Source organism: Patulibacter sp. (genome assembly GCF_030655195.1).
In the GTDB taxonomy this organism is placed as follows: Bacteria; Actinomycetota; Thermoleophilia; order Solirubrobacterales; family Solirubrobacteraceae; genus Patulibacter.
Genome location: NZ_JAURWA010000092.1, coordinates 16793 through 33696, shown reverse-complemented (window position 1 = coordinate 33696; position 16904 = coordinate 16793). Strand labels below are relative to the sequence as shown.

Sequence of the window (16904 nt, the reverse complement as noted above, 5' to 3'; positions counted from 1 at the left end):
GATCAGCCGACGTCGCGGCCCCAGAGCTCGTCGACCCGCTCGCGCCGGACCACGACGCGCGACCGGCCGCCCGAGACGAAGACCACGGGCGGGCGCGGCACGCCGTTGTAGGTGTTCGACATCGCGAAGCCGTAGGCGCCCGTCACCGGGGTGACGAGGACGTCGCCCGGCCGGGGGTCGTCCAGCCGCGCGTCCCGGACGAGCACGTCGCTGGACTCGCAGTGCTTGCCGACCACGCGGCACGCGGTGGGTTCGTCGGCCCGCGCGTGCGACGTGCCGGCGAAGCGGTCGACGACCTGGACCTCGTACTGCGCGTCGTAGAGCATCGGCCGCAGGTTGTCCGCCATGCCGCCGTCGACCCCGACCCACGTCGAGACGTTCCGCTTGACCGTCTCGACGCGGTAGAGCGTGACGCCGCTGCGGCCGACGAGCGACCGTCCGGGCTCGTCGGCGATCCGGACGCGGTCGCCGATCAGCTCCCGCGCGGCGTCGACCTTCACCCGCACGTAGTCGTCGACCGAGGGCAGGAGGTCCGCCTGGTCGGCGGTGTAGGCCACACCGAGGCCACCGCCCAGGTTCACCTCCTCGACCGCGCCGGCCAGCGGGGCGATCGCGGCCACCGCGCGACGGAAGACGTCGAGCTCGAGGAGCTGCGAGCCGACGTGGAAGTGCAGGCCGTCGAGGCGCAGCGACCCCAGCGCGCCGATCCGATCGATCGTCTCGCGCGTCTCGTCGAGCCCGAGGCCGAACTTCGAGTCCGCCTGCCCGGTCGAGATCCCGTCGTGGGTGTCGCCGCGCACGTCGGGCGTCACGCGGATGGCGACGGCCTGGACCACGCCGCGCTCCCGCGCGATCCGGGCGAGCCGCTCGACGTCCCCCGCGTTGTCGATCACGACCTGCCGGACGCCGTGGTCGACGGCGGCCTGCAGCTCGGCCTCGGACTTGGCGTTGCCGTGCAGGTGGATCCGGTCGGGCGCGAAGCCGGCGTTCAGGGCCAGCGCCAGCTCGCCGCCGGAGGCCACGTCGCAGCCCAGCCCCTCCTCCTCGAACGCCCGCAGGACCGCGGTGCACGGGAACGCCTTGGACGCGAACGACACGTGGGCGCCGGGCGCGCGGCGCTCGAAGGCCTCGAGGTAGGCGCGCGCCTGGGCGCGCAGGTCGTCCTCGGCCACGACGTAGGCGGGCGTCCCGTGCTCGGCCGCGAGCTCGAGCGCGTCGCAGCCGCCGAGCTGCAGCCGGCCGCGGTCGTCGAGCGTGCTGCCCAGGGGGTAGACGGCGAGGGGGTCGGCGGTCATCGCCGCCGGATGATGCCAGCGCGGTGGCCGGGACCGCGGGGTGCGACGCGGCGCGGGCTAGTTGCCCAGCGCGGAGCCGAGGCCGTTGCCCAGGCCGCGCACCGTGTCGTCGACCGCGGTGCCGAGGCCGTCGACGAGGTAGCCGAGGACCGACCGCGCGCCGCCGACGGCGTCCGTGATGCCGTCCGTCAGGGACTTCGTGACGTCGGCCAGGTCGTCGGTGGTGTCGTCGAGGCCCTTGCCGACGGCGGGCAGCGCCCCGCGGACGGGAGCGGCGGCCGGGGTCGTCGGCGTGGTCGGCGTCGTGTCGGCCGGGGCGGCGACGGTCGGCGTCTCCTTCGACGGGGCCGTCGTCGCGGTGCCGCGGTCCAGCGGCTCCGGCTGCGCGGCCGTCGTCGTGACCGGTGCGGCGGCGCTCGAGGCGGTCGTCGTGGTCGCGGCGGTCGGGGCGGCCGCGGCAGTCGCGGTGGTCGGCGCCTCGGGGAGGGCCACGGCGGCGTCGCTGCTGGCCGAGGCCACGAGCGGCAGGTCGCGGTTGCCGGCGGCGCTGACGACGAGCGGCGCGTCCGTCGAACCGCCGGGCACGCTCACGACGCCGGTGCCGCCGAGCACGCCGGCGGCACCGGCGGCGAGGACGACGGCGGCGACCACGGGGACCGCCCCCAGGCTGATCCCCGGCGCGACGGAGCGGATGAGGCGCAGACGCGACACGTTCGGTGGATCGGCAGGGGTGCCGCGCGACTTGAGACCGGATCCGACGGCCTGGACGGACGTCGTAGGGCCGGCGCTCAGGACGCCGCCGCCCGGGGGCCCTGCGGGCGGTGCACGCGCAGGCGCCACACGACGAGCGCGGTCCCGACGACGAGCATCCCCAGGCTCGTGACCTGGGCGGTCGTCAGCCCCAGGTCCACGTCCGGGTTGCGCCGCCAGAACTCGACGACGAACCGCTCGACCCCGGCGAAGACGAGGTACAGGCCGAACAGCGCCCCGGCGGGGAGCCGGTCGCGCAGCTGCCAGAGCACGAGGGCGGCGAGCCCCATGGAGAGCGTCTCGTAGATCGGCGTGGGCTGGACGACCTCGTCCGTGGGCACGACGCCGTCGGGGTAGGCCATCGCCCAGGGCAGATCGGACGCCCGGCCGTAGTCGCCGTCGCCGGAGACCTGGCAGCCGACGCGCCCGATCGCGTAGCCGAGCGCCAGCGCCGGGGCGGCGGCGTCGAGCAGCCGGGCGTTGAGGTGGTCGCGCCAGCGGGCCCAGGCCAGGACGGCGAGCGCACCGCCCAGCGCCCCGCCGTACCACGTGAGGCCCGAGCCGCCGAAGAGCGACCCGACCAGATCGCCCTGGGCCTCGGACCAGTTGTCGATCAGCCAGTACGCCCGGGCCCCGACGAGTCCGCCGACGAGGGCGGCCAGCAGGGCCTCCGTCGCCTGGTCGCCCGGCCAGCGCAGCTCGCGGAAGCGGCGCGTCAGCACGGCGCCGGCGGCCAGGAAGGCGATGGCGAAGCAGAGCCCGAAGGTCTTGACCGGGAGGCCCAGCAGATCGATCTCGGGCTGCACGCCGGGAAGGCTAGCCGTCTCGGCCTACAGGTAGCCCATCGGGTCCTTCTGGACCCCGCCCACGCGCGTCTCGAAGTGGATGTGCGGACCGGTCGAGTTGCCGGTGTTGCCGCTGGCGGCGATGACCTGGCCCTTGGTGACCTTCTGCCCGACGCTCACGCCCAGACGGGAGTTGTGGCCGTAGCACGTGGACAGCCCCCCGCCGTGGTCGATGCAGACGTAGTTGCCGTAGCCGCCGACCCAGCCGGCGATCCGCACGGTGCCCGACGCGGCGGCGTGGACGGGCGTGCCGACCGGCACGGCGATGTCGATGCCGCCGTGCAGGCGGCCCCAGCGGTACCCGAAGGGCGACGTGAACGTGCCGTTGGCCGGGTAGTCCAGGGCGCCGCTGCCCTTCTTGACGGTGCCGCCCCCGCTGGGCATCCCGGAGAGCTTGGCCTGGATCTTGCTCTCCTCCTTCTCGATGCCGTCGAGGTGCGACTCGAGGTCCTGGCGGTCGCCGCGGACGCTCTTGAGCAGGGTCTTGCGGCTCGAGCGGGCCTCGCTGATCGTGCTGCGCGCGCCGACGAGCTGCCCCTTGACCTGGACGACCTCGTCCTTGCGGGCCTCGATGCGGTCGTTCGTCGCGCGCTGGCCCCGCTCGAGCACCGCCAGGCGCTTCTCGGTCGCGACGGCGTCGGTCTTCGCGGTCCGGACGGCCTCGACGACGCGCCGGTCCTGGGCGCCGATGCGGGCGAGGAACTCCCCCCGCTCGACGAGGTCCGAGAACCCGTTGGCGGAGACGACCACGGAGACCAGGTCGGGCTTGTCCGCCTGGTAGAGCTCGACGAGGCGGGCGGCGAGGACGCGCCGCGACTCCTCGAGGCGCGCGCGGAGCCGGACGAGGCGGGCCCGCTCGGCGCGCAGGCCGGTCTGGGTCCGGGTCAGCGCCGCCTGACTCACGTCGAGGTCGGCCTGCACGGACGCCTGCTGCCGCTGCAGCACGTCGATCCGTCCCTGGAGCCCGTCGATGCGCTCGCTGTAGCGGCGGACGTCCGAGACGAGGACGCGCTCGCGGCGCTTCTTCGTCTCGACCTTGCCGCGCGTGGCGTCGATCTCGTTGCGCAGCTTCTCGAGCTGCTGCTGGGTCGCGGCATCGGCGGGCGCGGGGTCGCCCACCACGCCGACCCCGGTCGCGAGGCCGGCGGTGACGAGCAGTGCGACACCCGCGGACGGCAGCAGGCGTGAAGGGCGACGGGGCGAGGACCTGGGCACAGGCCATCGACGGTACGGCCGCGACCGCCGGCGACCTAGCGGTGCAACCGGGTTTGCGGGGGTGGATGCGGACCCGCGCCGTCCCGCGGCCCGTGGCGCCCCGCCGCTCGGGCGGGCCTGGCGCACCGGCGCGGACCTGGCACGAGGCCGCTGGCGGACGTGCCCGCTTCGCGCGCGCTGAGGGAGGGGTAAATCTTCGGTCCCGAGGGCGTTCTCGGGCGAGATCGGGGCCCCCGGTGTGGGACGATGGAGCCATGCCTCGAGGCGCATCGTTCGGAAAGGACCCCGGCCTGCAGACCCGGATGGTCGCCACCCTCTTCGCGCTGGGGCTGCTGTACGTCGTCTTCGCGGCCGTCCTGTTCGCCGCCCTGCGCAACGCGGGCCCCGTGATCATCATCTGCCTCGGCCTGCTGCTGTTCCAGTTCTTCACCTCGGACAAGCTCGCGCTGCGGTCCATGCACGCCCACGAGGTCGGCCCGGAGCAGGCGCCCGAGCTCCACGCGCTGGTGGACCGGCTCTGCCTGCAGGCCGACCTGCCGAAGCCGAAGGTCGCGATCGCGGACGACCCGATGCCCAACGCGTTCGCGATCGGCCGCTCCCGCAAGACCGCCACCGTGGCGGTCACGACGGGCCTGCTCGAGCTCCTCAGCCCCGCCGAGCTCGAAGGCGTCCTGGCCCACGAGCTGGCGCACATCGCCCACCGCGACGTCGCGGTCATGACCCTCGCGAGCTTCTTCGCCTCGCTCGCCGCCCTGATCGTCCAGAACGCGATCTGGTTCGGCGGCGGCAGCAACAACGACGACGACGACGGCCCCGGCCTGCTCGCCGTCATCGCCGTCTCGGCGCTCGTCTACGCGATCAGCTTCTTCCTGCTCCGCGCCCTGTCGCGCTACCGCGAGTACGCGGCCGACCGCGGCGCGGCCATCGTCACGGGCCGGCCGAGCGCCCTGTCCTCCGCGCTGCTGAAGATCAGCGAGGGCATCCGCCACACCCCGCAGCAGGACCTCCGCGAGGTCGGCGCGGCGTCGGCCTTCTACATCCTGCCCCCGCGCGCGAAGAGCGCGATGGGCGAGCTGTTCTCCACGCACCCGTCGATGGAGAAGCGGATCGCGGCCCTGCAGGAGATCGAGGGCCAGCTCCAGCTCGGCCGGACGGTCTGATCGCCGTGGGCTTCCTCGACACGCTGTTCGGCCGGACCAAGACGGTCAAACAGGTCCGCCCGGACCGGCTGTTCGCGCTGACCACCGCGGCCCTGGACCTGGAGACCGCCCACGGCATCGTGACCACGGGCGAGGCGGCGATCGTCTTCCAGCCGCTCGCCACCGGCGACTTCAACGAGATCGCGGACGACGCCGAGGCGATCCTCCGCAGCTCGGGCGAGGACACCGGCACGACGGTCGTCCGTCGTGACGACGACTACGGCTACCGCTGGATGGTGCTTCAGGACCCCGACGTCGACGACCAGGTCATCGGCGTCAACGCGGTCATGGAGTCGCTGCAGGCCGGTGGCTACGCCGACCGCGTGCTGTGCGCGGTGTTCGCCTTCAAGCAGGAGCGCGACGGCAGCCCGCTGCACCTGGTCTACCTCGCCAAGCGGGGCACCTGGTACCCGTTCGTCCCGGTGCCGGGCCAGACGAAGGAGCGCGGCCGCGAGCGCGAGCTGCAGATGCGCGCGATCCTCGATCCGCTCATGGGCCTCGAGCCCGAGATGGACCGCTGGTACCCCCTCTGGGGCGCGCCGATCGGCGGCTGAGCCGCCGGAGACGGCGGAGCGGCCCCGGGACCCGACCTGCCGGGGGCGTCCGCCGCGCCCCGGAGGACGACGAAGGCCCGCCGATCGGCGGGCCTTCGTCGTCCCTGCGTCCCGCCCCGGCGACGGGGCGGGTCGGCGTCAGGCGTCCTTGGGGTCCGGGACGAGGCCCTCGCCCGTGAACTCCTGGCCGGCCTCGGCGAACGAGAAGTCGTCCGCCGGGATCAGCACGTCGGACCCGATCAGCTCGTCGTCGTCCAGCGGGGTCCCCTTCTCCCGCACGAACGCCAGCAGCTTGGAGAACTCGCGGGCGTACCCGTCCTCGTCGCCGGCGTCGACCGCGGCCACGACCGCGTCGTCGATGTCGTTGAGCGCGGCGTGGGTGTCGTCGGCCATCCGGTACTGCTGATCCATGAAGATCCGGACGATCACGCCTCCTTCTCCTGGTTCTGCGGCACCGCGGTGCTCTCGGGGGTCGGGGCCGCCTCGGGGGCCGCGGTCTCGCCGGCGCCGAGCGCCGCGGCGGGCGCGGAGCCCTGGCCCAGCTCGGCCTTCATGCGCTCGAGCTCGGAGTCGACCTGGGACCCGGAGGACAGCTGCTCGAGCTGCCGGTCGATGTCGTCCTTGCCCGAGCCGAGCTCCATCATGTCGCCGAAGGTGCCGGCCTCCTCGAGCTCGGCGACCGCGTCGGCGCGGGCCTTCATGTCCTCGGTCTTGTCGACCGCGCGCTGCATCGCCATGCCGACCTCGGCCATGGACTCGCCGACGCCCGTGGCCGCCTCGGAGATGCGGACCTGGGCCTCCGCGGCGCTGTACTGCGCCTTGATGGTCTCCTTCTTGGTCCGGAACTGCTCGACCTTCGTGCGGAGCTTCTGCTCCGACGTGATCAGCGCCTGCTGCTGGTTCTCGAGATCCTGGATCTGGCCCGAGAGCCCCTGCAGCTCCTGCTGGATCAGCGTCTTGCGCTCCAGCGCCGTGCGGGCCAGGTCCTCCTGGCCGGCTGCGAGCGCCTGACGGGCCTGGGTGTCGAGCTTGACGATCGACTGCTGCTGCTTGTCGGTCTGCAGCTGCAGGCGCTTCTTCGCCGTGACGACGTCGGCGATGCCCTTCTTGACGTTCTGCAGGTTCTCCAGCTGCTTCTGGTAGCTGTAGTCGAGCGTCTCACCGGGATCTTCGGCCTTGTCCAGAACCCGGGACAGCTTCGCTTTGATCGTGGTGGACATGCGGGCGCCGAGACCCATGTGGTGCTCCCTTTGGCGTGTCAGAGGACGGTCGAAGGCAGCCTATCGGTCCTGCCTCAACGCGCCGTGAAGCCCTCCCGCCGGCCCGCCGCGCGACGGGTCCGGCGGATCGCCGACGCACGCCCCTGGAACGAGAAGAGGCGCCGCGATGCGGCGCCTCTCAAAACTCGTCCCACCGTCACGGCTGGGGTGCGTGCCCCAGCCGTGACGGCCTACAGGCCGTCGGGGTGCGTGACGACGAAGTCGTCTGCGTCGACGCGGTTGTCCGGGCGCCACTGCGGGCCGCGGAGGCCGCTGGAGTCGCGGGCGGAGGAGGTGTCGAGGCGCAGGCCCGCGACGATCGCGTAGACGTGACCGGAGTTGCCGTAGACCGAGATCCACTGGCCCTCGCCCGCGACGCCGGCCTTCCAGGCGTCGTCGAACTCGTAGGACGACAGCGGCGTCTTCAGCAGGCCCGCGCCGATCAGCGCGTAGGAGACGGTGCCGGAGCAGTCGTAGGCGGAGTCCTCGACCTTGGCGTGCCCGCCGCCGAGGCGGTACGGCTTGCCGACGATCTTGTTGGCCGCGATGATCGCGCTCTGGACCTGGGCCGGTGCCTTGAGCGGCACGCGGGCGAAGTACGCCGTGCGGCCGTCGAGGGTCTTGCCCTTGTAGCGCTTGGCGCGGACGCCGTTGGTGGTGCGCATCCCCGCGGGGACGGCGACCGCGCCCGGCGTGGCCGGATCGGTCGGGGTGGCCGCGGGGGCGGCCGGGGCCGTCGGGGTGACGCCGCCCGTGGCGGGTGCCGCGGTCTGGGCTGACGCCGTGCCGGCGACGCCCGTGAAGCCGGCGAACACGACCGCCGTCAACGCTATGGCCCGTGAAGTCAAACGCACTGCTGCTCTCTTTCGTCGGCCTACGGGGTTAGCTGACGGGCTAGCGCAGAAAGAGTCGCGCTTCCGCCGGAATCCGGCGAACAAGCCCCAAGAACACGTGGTTCCCCCGCCCACCGGAATAGATCCCGGCGATTCGGCTGCGCGGACAGTAGCAGGGCCCGCGCAAGATCTCACCCGCGGATGCACGGGTTCCTGCAGCAGCTCGACGGGGCGTCGACGGCGAGGGCGACGCCCTCGGTCGGGCACGGGGGGAGAGCAGCTGCGGGCCACGTACCCCCGGAGGCCCCTCCCACACACGAGATCGGGCGCCGAGCCCCACCGCCGTCCGCTGCCGTTCCCGCGGGCGCACCTCCGGCACCGGGAGGCGGCCGCGCGGCGTGTGCGGTCGCGCACGCACGGGCATCGTCCGGATACGGTGCGGCCGATGCGTCCGGTCCTCCCCCGCCCCCGCCGCGCCACCACGGTCCTCCTCGCGGCCGCGACCGTGTCCGCCGCCCTCGCCGGCTGCGGGGGCGGCGACGACACCGGCTCGCCGTTCAAGACCCCGAAGGGCGAGTCGAAGGCCGCGGCCAGCCTGGGCATCCCGGTGGTCGCGACGCGCAACACCACCCGCACGGCGACGGGCGACCCGGTCGACGCCGCCGCGGCGGTCGCCCGCGCGGCGTTCCCGGGCGGCTCGGACGCCAGCCGCGCCAAGGCGGTCGCGATCGTCGACGAGGACGACTGGCGCGTCGCGCTCGCGGCCTCGGCGCTCGTCGCCCCGCCGGTCAGCGCGCCGCTCCTCTTCAGCGACGGCACCTCGCTCCCCGACCCCACGGAGGAGGCCATCCGGGCGCTGAAGCCCTCCGGCGGGACCGGCGGCGACGGCGTCCAGGCGCTGCGTGTCGGTGACGTCGGGCGCCCGTCGGGCACGCGCACGGAGAACATCGCCGGGAAGGACCCCTACGAGCTCGCCCGCGCGATCGACCGCTACACGACCCGGGCCCGGGGCCGCACCGCCGACCGCGTGCTCGTCGTCAGCGCCGATCGGCCCGAGTTCGCCGTCCCGGCCGCCGCCTGGCTCGCCAAGAGCGGCGACCCCGTCGCGTTCGTCACGTCGAAGGGCATCCCGGCGGCCACCGCCCGGCAGCTCGCGGCCCACCCGAAGGCCACGCTCTACGTCCTGGGCCCGAGCGCCGTGATCCGGCCCGCGGTGACCAAGCAGCTGCGTCGCTACGGCACGGTGAAGCGCATGGGCGGCGTCGATCCCGTCTCGAACGCCGTCGGCTTCGCGCGCTACAAGGACGGCGCCTTCGGCTGGAACGTCAACCGCCCCGGCCACGGCTTCACCCTCGCGCGGTCCACCGACACCCTCGGGGCGATCACCCTCGCGCCGCTCGCGGCCTCGGGGCTGCACGGTCCGCTGCTCCTGACGGACTCCGCCACCGCCCTGCCCGAGGCCGTCGCCGGCTACCTCCTGGACGTCAAGCCCGGGTACTACCCCGACGACCCGGCGCTCGACGCCACGCAGGCCGGCGGCTACAACCGCGCCTGGATCACCGGGGACGTGTCCGCCATCGACGAGGGGCAGCAGGCCCAGCTCGACGCGTTGCTCGAGATCGCCCCCGTCGACACGGCGCCGGACGCCGGGGAGACCGCGGACAGCGCCACGCGGTCGGACCGCGAGTCGCGCGGCGGCCCCGGCCCGACGACGACCTCCCAGGGCGGCGCGACGTCCCCCGGGACCACGACGGCCGCGCCGACGCCCCGCCCGTGACGCCGGCCGGGCACGGCGCCGCGGCACCCGTGGTCCCGCGCGCCACGCCCGGGCCCGGTACAACAGACGCATGAGCGAAGCGCAGCGCCCCGACCACCGCGACCTCGGCGCGGCCGTCACGGTCGACGACGTGCGTGCGCTGACCGGCGCCGCCACCCCGCACTTCGCGCAGCAGATCCGCAACCGGGTCGCCCGCCTGATCGCCCCCCTCCCCGCCGACCACCCCGCCCGCCTCGTCGGCGAGGCCGAGGTCCGGCGCCTCACCGCCCTCAGCCGCTCCGGCGAGGTCCGCGGCGCCCTGGCGCAGCCCGGGATGCCGGGCCTGCCGTCCACGGCCCTCCCCCGCGGCTGAGCCCCGGTCCCGGCCGCCGGGACCGCCCACCGTCGTCCCACCCCGAGGTCCCGATGCCCGCGCCCGTCCCGCCCCCCGTGCCCGGTCCGCCGCTCTGGGAGGCCGTCGCCGGCCTGCCGCTGCGGGTCGACGAGCTCGCCCTGGAGATCCTCGAACGGCCGACGAAGATGGGCGTCCGGCTGACGACCGTGGTGCGCCTGCGCGGCGACGGCCACGAGGGCGTCGGCGAGGACGTCACCTACGACCCGTTCTCCCACTCCGCGCTGCAGGGCTGGGACGGCCTGCCGGAGGTCCGCGGGTCGTGGACCGTCGAGTCGTTCAGCGCGGTCTTCGAGGGCGTCTCGCTCTTCCCCACCACGCCGGAGCACGCGGTCGACGAGCGCTACCGCCGCTGGGCGTTCGAGTCGGCGGCGCTCGACCTGGCGCTCCGACAGGCCGGGACGGACTGGGCCACCGCCGTCGGCCGGCCCGTCCGCCCGCTGACGTTCGTCTCCTCCCGCGGCGTGGGCGACCCGCCGGACCCCGCGACGATCGCCGACCTGCGGGACCGCTCGCCGGGGCTCGGCATGAAGCTCGACCTCGGTCGCGCGTGGGACGCCGACTCGATCGCCGCCCTCGCCGGCACGGGTGCCGCGACCACGGTCGACCTCAAGGGGCTCTACCGCGGCACGCCCGTCGACGCCCCGATCGACGCCGCGCTGTACGGCCTGATCGTCGACGGGCTCCCCGACGCGTGGTTCGAGGACCCGTTCGTCGACGACGACACGCGCCCGGTCCTGGCCCCGCACGCGGCACGACTGACCTGGGACGTGCCGATCCACGACGTCGCGGACCTCGACGCGCTGCCGTTCGCGCCGAAGGCCGTGAACCTCAAGCCGTCGCGGATCGGCAGCCTGCGCGAGCTCTCCGCGTTCTACGAGGCCTGCCGCGAGCGCGGCATCGGCACGTACTCCGGCGGGCAGACCGAGCTGGGCCCCGGCCGCGGCCAGGCGCAGCTGCTCGCCGCCACGTACCACCCGGACGGCCCGAACGACCTGGCACCGATGCCGTTCAACGACGTCGACCTGCCGGCGGAGCTCCCGTCGTCGCCGCTCTCGCTGGACGTCACCACCGCGGGATTCCGGCTCGCGCAGGACGACTGAGGGCACCGCGTCGACGGGGACGGCCCTGATTTCCGACGGTCGGTAGGATGCCGCGCCTCCCCGTCTTCGTTCAGCGAACCTGGAACCCCATGTCTGAGACAGTCGCCGTCGCCGGATCCGGCACCATCGCCACCGGCATCGCGGTCACCGCCGCCAAGACCTCGAAGGTCCTGCTCTGGGCCCGCTCGGCCGAGAGCGCCGCGCGTGCACAGAAGGCCATCGACAAGCAGGCCGCCAAGCTGGAGATCGACGTCTCCGGCGTCACGGTCACCACGACCATCGAGGACCTCGCCGCGGCGACGTACCTGATCGAGGCCGTCTCGGAGGACCACGCCACCAAGAGCGAGGTCTTCGCGAAGCTCGAGTCGATCATCCACGAGGGTGCGATCCTGGCGACCACGACCTCGTCGCTCTCGATCGAGAAGCTCGCCGAGTCCTCCGGGATCCACGAGCGCTTCGTCGGCCTCCACGTCTTCAACCCCGTCACGAAGATGGAGCTCATCGAGCTGATCTTCCCGGCGGCCGCCTCCGACGACACGAAGGACCGCTCGCGCGCCCTGGCGACGGCGTGGGAGAAGACCGCCGTCGAGATGCCCGACATGCCCGGGTTCGTCGTCAACAAGCTGCTGTTCCCGTTCCTCTTCTCCGCCGTGGAGCTCAAGGAGCAGAGCGGCCTGTCCGCCAAGGACATCGACGCCTGCATGCAGCTCGGCGCCGGACAGCCCATGGGCCCCTTCGCCCTGCTGGACTTCGTGGGCCTCGACGTCTCGAAGGCCATCGGCCAGACCATCGGCACCCCGATCCCGGCCGAGGTCGACCGGCTGATCGCCGAGGGCAAGCTCGGCCGCAAGAGCGGCGAGGGCTTCCTCGACTGGCGCCGCTGAGCAGACGGGCTCCGGCCGGACGACAAATGACCCCGAGGAGCGAGCTCCTCGGGGTCATCCGTGCGTGTGTGTGGTGGTCGGGGCGACGAATCGCCCGTCCCTATGTGGTGCAGCGCCGTCCCGGGCACTGCACCGTGTTGTCCCGTCCAGCCGCACCAGGATCGGCTCGGACAGGGACATAGTGACGGATGCCGCCGGGCAGGTCCGCCGGCGTTCCGGCGAATGGCCGAAATCGGCCGAAGTCCTTAGCTTTCGGACACCACGTTGACCGAAACGGGCCAACACGAAAGCGAGACGCGACGCCTCGGATCGCCCGGCTGGACGTTCGTCACTGCAGCTCGTCGACCCGCTCGGCCAGCTCGAGGTCGTTCTCGGTCACCCCGCCCGCGCTGTGGGTGGACAGCCGCAGGCGCACCTGGTTGAAGTCGTGGAGCGTGATGTCCGGGTGATGACCCTGGGCCTCCGCCAGTCCGCCGACGGCGTTGACGAACGCCAGGGCGCCGGCGAAGTCGGCGAACGACCACTCCCGCTCCAGGGCCTCGCCGCTCCGGGACCACGCCCGCGCCTCCAGCCACGTGTCGAGTCGTGCGTCACCGATCAGATCTGCCATAACCAGGCATAGTGGAGCACCTGCCGCCCGCCCGCCTCAAGACCCGTGGTCCGCGCCGCATCGTGTCGCTCGTCCCCCACGCGACGGAGCTCCTGTTCGCCCTCGGGCTGGGCGATCGCGTCGTCGGCGTGTCCCACGAGTGCGACCACCCCGCGGCCGCGCGGGACCTGCCGCAGGTGACCTCGAGCGCCCTGCCCGCGGGACTGGACGCCGCCGGGATCGACGCCGCCGTCCGGCAGCTCGCGGCCGCGGGCGGCGGGTCGAACCGGCTGGACGTCGACCTGCTCGAGCGGCTGCGCCCCGACCTCGTGGTCACCCAGGCGCTCTGCACCGTCTGCGCCGTGTCCCACGACGAGGTCGTCGCGCTCTGCCGCGAGATGCCGGGGACGCCCGAGGTCCTGGCGCTCGACCCCCACACGTTCGGCGAGACGCTCGAGGACGTCGCCGCGGTCGCGGCCGTCTGCCACGTCCCGGACGCCGGCGCGGCGCTCCGTCGCGCCATCGGCACCCGCGTGGACCGCGTCCGCGTGGCCGTCCGGGGGGCGGATCGGCCGCGCGTCGCAGCGGTGGAGTGGTTCGACCCGGTGTACGTCGCCGGTCACTGGACCCCGCAGCTGATCGAGCTGGCGGGCGGGACCGACCTGCTCGGTCTCCCGGGGGAGCGCAGCGCCCGCACCACCTTCGAGGAGCTCGCGCTGCTGCGGCCGGAGGTCGTCGTCTGCATGCCCTGCGGCTACGACGCCGAGCGCTCGCTGGCCGAGGCCGTCCCCCGCGCGGAACGGCTGTGGGAGGGCGGACCGCGGCGCGTGGTCGCGGTCGACGCCTCCGGCCTCTTCGCCCGGCCGGGTCCGCGCCTCGTCGACGGTCTCGAGCTCCTGGCGCACGTCCTGCACCCCGACCGGGTGCCCGCACCCGCGGCGGACGTCCTCGACGTGCCCCGGGCGGCGACGTCCCGACGACGGGCCGCGCGAGCGTGAGCCGCGCGCGTCGCGTCCTGTACCTGCACAGCTCGGCCGGCCGCTACGGGGCCGACCGGCAGCTCGTGGCGATGGCCGGTGGCCTGGACCCCGACCGGTGGCGCGCGACGGCGGTGCTCGCCGAGGACGGCCCGCTCGTCGACGACCTGCGCTCCGTCGGCTGCGAGGTGCTGGTCCGGCCGCTCTCCGTCCTCCGTCGCGAGCTGCTGTCGCCGCGGGGGCTCCTGCAGGTGGGCCGCGAGTGGACCGCCGACGTGCTGGGGCTCGGGCGCGTGGCGCGCGCACGGGGGGTCGCGGTCGTCCACACGAACACCTCGGTCACCCTGGGCGGGGCGCCCGTCGCCGCCGCGCTGGGCATCCCCCACGTCTGGCACGTCCGCGAGATCTACACGGGCTTCGAGCGCCCGTGGCCGGCCTACGGGCGGATGCTGCTGAGCGCCGCAGCCGTCCCGTGCGTCAGCCAGGCGGTGCGCGCGCAGTTCGACGGTCTCCCCCGCCGCGGCCGCGCCCGGGTCCTCCACGACGGCCTGGCCCTCGCGCCCGATCCCGTCGACCGAGCGACCGCACGGGCCGAGCTCGGCCTCCCGGAGGACGCGTTCGTCGTCGCGCTGCTCGGGCGCCTCTCGGCCTGGAAGGGCCAGGAGCTGCTCGTGGAGGCGCTCGGCGGGCCCCCGCTGCGGGACGATCCCGGCGCCGTGGTCCTCCTGGCGGGCTCCGCCTGGCGCGACGACCCCGCCCTCGCCGACGCCCTGCGCTCGCGGGCCGCGACCCTCGGCGTCGCCGACCGCGTCCGGCTGCCCGGCTTCGTCGACCGCGTCGGCCTCGTCTACGCCGCGGCGGACGTCGTCGCGGTGCCCTCGGTGCACCCGGACCCGCTGCCCAACGCCGCGCTCGAGGCGGCCGCGGCCGGGTGCTGCGTCGTCGCCGCGGACCACGGCGGTCTGCGCGAGATCCTCGACGGCGGCCGCACCGGCGTCCTCGTCCCGCCCGGGGACCCCGTCGCGCTGGCGGAGGCCCTCGCCGCGCTCCGCGACGACCCGGAGCGCCGCTCGCGGCTCGGGGCGCTCGCCTCCGCCGACGCGGCGGCCCGCTTCGGCGCCGACCGCCTCGCGGACGGGATCCAGCGCCTCTACGCGGAGGTCACCGACCCGCCGCGGGGCAGCGCCCTCAGCTGATCGCGCCGCACTCCCGGAAGCCCAGGGCCATCAGGGCGTCCAGCGCGCTCTGCTGCGCCAGGTCGAGATCGGCGGCGGTCGCGTCGCTCGGGCCACCGCCCTCGGTGGTCTGCGTCGCCAGGCGGTCGGCCAGGACCGCGACCAGGGCGCCGGAGCGCACCGCGTCGGTCTGCACGGGCTGCAGGCTGCGGGTGGCGGAGAGGTCGATCGCACCGATGCGACGGCTGATCTGCCGCCACGCGCCGGCCAGCGTCCGGAAGCCGTCGGCCGCGACGGCCGAGGTCTCGGACCGGCCGATGACGCGGTAGCCCGTGTCGACGGACTGCCGGTAGGCCGCGCAGACCGCGTTTCCGGCATCGACCGCGCCGGGCGAGCTGGGGCCCCCGAGGCACGGGGCGCCGAGCTCGCGGAGCGACGCGAACGCCTCCAGCAGCTGCAGCACGGACGGGAGCTGGGCGCTGTCGGGGGCGTTGCGCGCGAGCGCGGCGTCCCCGGACTCCGAGGCCTGCAGCGCACGGCGCAGGCCGTCGCGCAGCTCGGTGAGGCCGTTGCGGGGCTCGCTCACACGGCCGTCGAGGGCACCGGGCAGCCGGTCGCCCTGCAGCATGTCGAGCACGTCGACGACCCCGCGCAGCCGCACCGTGACCGCGCGCCGGTAGCCGGTGGGATCCGGGGTCAGCGGGGCCATGCGACTCGTGGTCAGCGCACGGGAGCACCGCCGTGCGGTCTCCAGGCGCCAGGCGCCGAGCCCGCCGACGCCGGGGTCCGCGCGCCAGCCGTCGGCCGTCCGCGTCGCCCGGGAGACCTCCGGTCCGTCCACGAGGCTCACGGTCGCCACGTCCCCGTCGACCTCGGCCTCCAGCGGCCGGCCGGCGACGCCGGGCAGCGGCTCCAGCGCCGCGCGGAGCAGGCGGTTGGGGAGGTTCCGGCACTCCGTGCGCGGGGCGGGGAGGTAGCGGGCCAGGGCGGCGAGCTCGCCGCGGGTGCGGGGGCCCACGGCGGCGCAGAGGCGACGCGACGTCGGGGTCGGGCGGGCGGTGACCGACGACGTGAGGCGCTCGGAGGCGGCGATCGCGTCGCGGCGCTCCTCGGGCGAGCCGCCCCCGCCCGTGGTCAGGAGGACGACCCCGACGACCACGAGCGCGACGACGGCCAGCCCGACGAGCAGGACGCGGCGGGATGGGCGTGCGCCGGCCGGCCGGCGCCCGGAGGGCAGCCTCACGCGAACGCCCCGAACGGCTCGGCGACCGACACGGCGGCGACGGCGGCGACCACGCAGAGAGCCCCGCAGAGCGCCGGTCCGAGCCAGCGCGGCCCGCGACGCGCGCCCTCCTGCAGCGCCAGCGCCGCGAGGGCCCCGAAGACGAGGCCGCCGAGGTGGCCGCCCCAGCTGACGCCGGGCCGGAAGGACAGCACGAGGTTGATGACGATCAGGAAGCCGAGCTGGCTCTGGAACGGGTTGACGCCCTGGCGGCGCATCTCGACGAGCAGGTAGCCGGCGAGCCCGAAGACCGCACCGGACGCCCCGACCGTGACGCCCTGGGTCTGGATCAGCGCGCCGAGCGAGCCGCCCAGGAGACCCGTCAGGTAGACGAGACCGAAGCGGGCGGTGCCGAGCTTGGCCTCGATCTGGCTGCCCAGGAACCACAGCAGCACCATGTTCAGGGCGATGTGGAGCAGGTCGGCGTGCAGGAAGCCGCCGGTGACCAGCCGCCACCACTCGCCGTCGGCGACCTGCGGGCCGTAGAGCCAGCCCTGACGATCGATCCACGACGCCTCGGGCCCGCCACCGACGCCGAAGTTGCCCCCGGCGATGAACGCCACGACGCAGATCGCGATGATCGCCTGCGTCAGCTGCGGCGCGTGGGTGCCGGCGATCGAGCCGATCGTGTGGACGCGCGTCTTCTCCTTCGCGCACTCCGGGCACCGCATCCCGACCGGGGTCGGGGTCATGCAGTCCGGGCAGATCGGACGGTCGCAGTTGGAGCAGGCCACGCCCGTCTCGCGCGACGGGTGGCGGTAACAGGTGGCCATCGG

Annotated in this window: 18 protein-coding genes and 1 riboswitch; of the genes, 8 read left to right on the top strand and 10 right to left on the bottom strand. The window is 74.5% G+C overall.

What is annotated here, in order from left to right:
- Positions 1–2: 2 nt before the first annotated feature.
- From lysA to Q7T67_RS09705, 4 genes are all read right to left on the bottom strand, one after another.
- A complete protein-coding gene (lysA, locus tag Q7T67_RS09720; protein WP_304788508.1) occupies positions 3–1295 on the bottom strand; it encodes a diaminopimelate decarboxylase in 1293 nt (430 codons plus the stop codon).
- 57 nt (positions 1296–1352) lie between these two features.
- Positions 1353–2006, bottom strand: a complete 654-nt coding sequence (locus Q7T67_RS09715) for a hypothetical protein (RefSeq protein ID WP_304788506.1) — start codon at positions 2004–2006, stop codon at positions 1353–1355.
- 77 nt (positions 2007–2083) lie between these two features.
- Entirely contained in the window at positions 2084–2851 is a 768-nt protein-coding gene (locus tag Q7T67_RS09710; protein WP_304788504.1) for a prolipoprotein diacylglyceryl transferase, read from the bottom strand.
- 24 nt (positions 2852–2875) lie between these two features.
- On the bottom strand, positions 2876–4105 hold the full coding sequence (locus Q7T67_RS09705) for a murein hydrolase activator EnvC (protein WP_304788502.1): 1230 nt from the start codon (positions 4103–4105) through the stop codon (positions 2876–2878).
- Positions 4106–4359: 254 nt separating this feature from the next.
- On the opposite strand from Q7T67_RS09705, the gene htpX reads away from it, so the two are divergent.
- Both htpX and Q7T67_RS09695 read left to right on the top strand, forming a co-directional pair.
- Positions 4360–5265, top strand: a complete 906-nt coding sequence (htpX, locus tag Q7T67_RS09700) for a zinc metalloprotease HtpX (protein ID WP_304788500.1) — start codon at positions 4360–4362, stop codon at positions 5263–5265.
- 5 nt (positions 5266–5270) lie between these two features.
- Positions 5271–5858, top strand: coding sequence for a hypothetical protein (locus Q7T67_RS09695; protein ID WP_304788498.1), 588 nt, complete (start codon positions 5271–5273; stop codon positions 5856–5858).
- 138 nt (positions 5859–5996) lie between these two features.
- On the opposite strand, the gene Q7T67_RS09690 is transcribed toward Q7T67_RS09695, so the two are convergent.
- The 3 genes from Q7T67_RS09690 to Q7T67_RS09680 form a co-directional block, all read right to left on the bottom strand.
- Entirely contained in the window at positions 5997–6287 is a 291-nt protein-coding gene (locus Q7T67_RS09690; RefSeq protein ID WP_304788496.1) for a hypothetical protein, read from the bottom strand.
- Positions 6284–7096, bottom strand: a complete 813-nt coding sequence (locus Q7T67_RS09685; protein WP_304788494.1) for a PspA/IM30 family protein — start codon at positions 7094–7096, stop codon at positions 6284–6286. Before Q7T67_RS09685 ends, Q7T67_RS09690 begins: the two co-directional genes overlap by 4 nt.
- Before the next feature lie 212 nt (positions 7097–7308).
- Positions 7309–7932, bottom strand: a complete 624-nt coding sequence (locus Q7T67_RS09680; protein ID WP_304788492.1) for a hypothetical protein — start codon at positions 7930–7932, stop codon at positions 7309–7311.
- Between the two features lie 41 nt (positions 7933–7973).
- A riboswitch (cyclic di-AMP (ydaO/yuaA leader) is annotated at positions 7974–8120 on the bottom strand.
- Between the two features lie 275 nt (positions 8121–8395).
- Here Q7T67_RS09680 and Q7T67_RS09675 point away from each other — a divergent pair.
- From Q7T67_RS09675 to Q7T67_RS09660, 4 genes are all read left to right on the top strand, one after another.
- Positions 8396–9727, top strand: a complete 1332-nt coding sequence (locus Q7T67_RS09675; protein ID WP_304788490.1) for a hypothetical protein — start codon at positions 8396–8398, stop codon at positions 9725–9727.
- 70 nt (positions 9728–9797) lie between these two features.
- Positions 9798–10079, top strand: a complete 282-nt coding sequence (locus Q7T67_RS09670; protein ID WP_304788488.1) for a hypothetical protein — start codon at positions 9798–9800, stop codon at positions 10077–10079.
- A gap of 53 nt (positions 10080–10132) precedes the next feature.
- Positions 10133–11221, top strand: coding sequence for a hypothetical protein (locus Q7T67_RS09665; protein WP_304788486.1), 1089 nt, complete (start codon positions 10133–10135; stop codon positions 11219–11221).
- An 89-nt stretch (positions 11222–11310) separates the two neighbouring features.
- On the top strand, positions 11311–12105 hold the full coding sequence (locus Q7T67_RS09660) for a 3-hydroxyacyl-CoA dehydrogenase family protein (protein ID WP_304788484.1): 795 nt from the start codon (positions 11311–11313) through the stop codon (positions 12103–12105).
- A gap of 328 nt (positions 12106–12433) precedes the next feature.
- On the opposite strand, the gene Q7T67_RS09655 is transcribed toward Q7T67_RS09660, so the two are convergent.
- Complete coding sequence (locus Q7T67_RS09655; RefSeq protein WP_304788483.1) at positions 12434–12715, bottom strand: 4a-hydroxytetrahydrobiopterin dehydratase; 282 nt, start codon at positions 12713–12715, stop codon at positions 12434–12436.
- An 11-nt stretch (positions 12716–12726) separates the two neighbouring features.
- Here Q7T67_RS09655 and Q7T67_RS09650 point away from each other — a divergent pair, with 11 nt between their 5' ends.
- Both Q7T67_RS09650 and Q7T67_RS09645 read left to right on the top strand, forming a co-directional pair.
- The gene (locus Q7T67_RS09650; protein WP_304788481.1) at positions 12727–13692 is read left to right on the top strand and encodes an ABC transporter substrate-binding protein; all 966 of its coding nucleotides are present in this window, start codon (positions 12727–12729) and stop codon (positions 13690–13692) included.
- Positions 13689–14867 (top strand): glycosyltransferase, encoded by a 1179-nt coding sequence (locus Q7T67_RS09645; protein WP_304788479.1) that lies wholly within the window; start codon positions 13689–13691, stop codon positions 14865–14867. Before Q7T67_RS09650 ends, Q7T67_RS09645 begins: the two co-directional genes overlap by 4 nt.
- On the opposite strand, the gene Q7T67_RS09640 is transcribed toward Q7T67_RS09645, so the two are convergent.
- Positions 14860–16089, bottom strand: a complete 1230-nt coding sequence (locus tag Q7T67_RS09640; RefSeq protein WP_304788477.1) for a hypothetical protein — start codon at positions 16087–16089, stop codon at positions 14860–14862. The two genes, Q7T67_RS09645 and Q7T67_RS09640, sit on opposite strands and share 8 nt — an antisense overlap.
- Positions 16086–16901: a rhomboid family intramembrane serine protease gene (locus Q7T67_RS09635; protein WP_304788475.1), complete on the bottom strand. Its 816-nt coding sequence runs from the start codon at positions 16899–16901 to the stop codon at positions 16086–16088. Before Q7T67_RS09635 ends, Q7T67_RS09640 begins: the two co-directional genes overlap by 4 nt.
- Between the last annotated feature and the right edge of the window lie 3 nt (positions 16902–16904).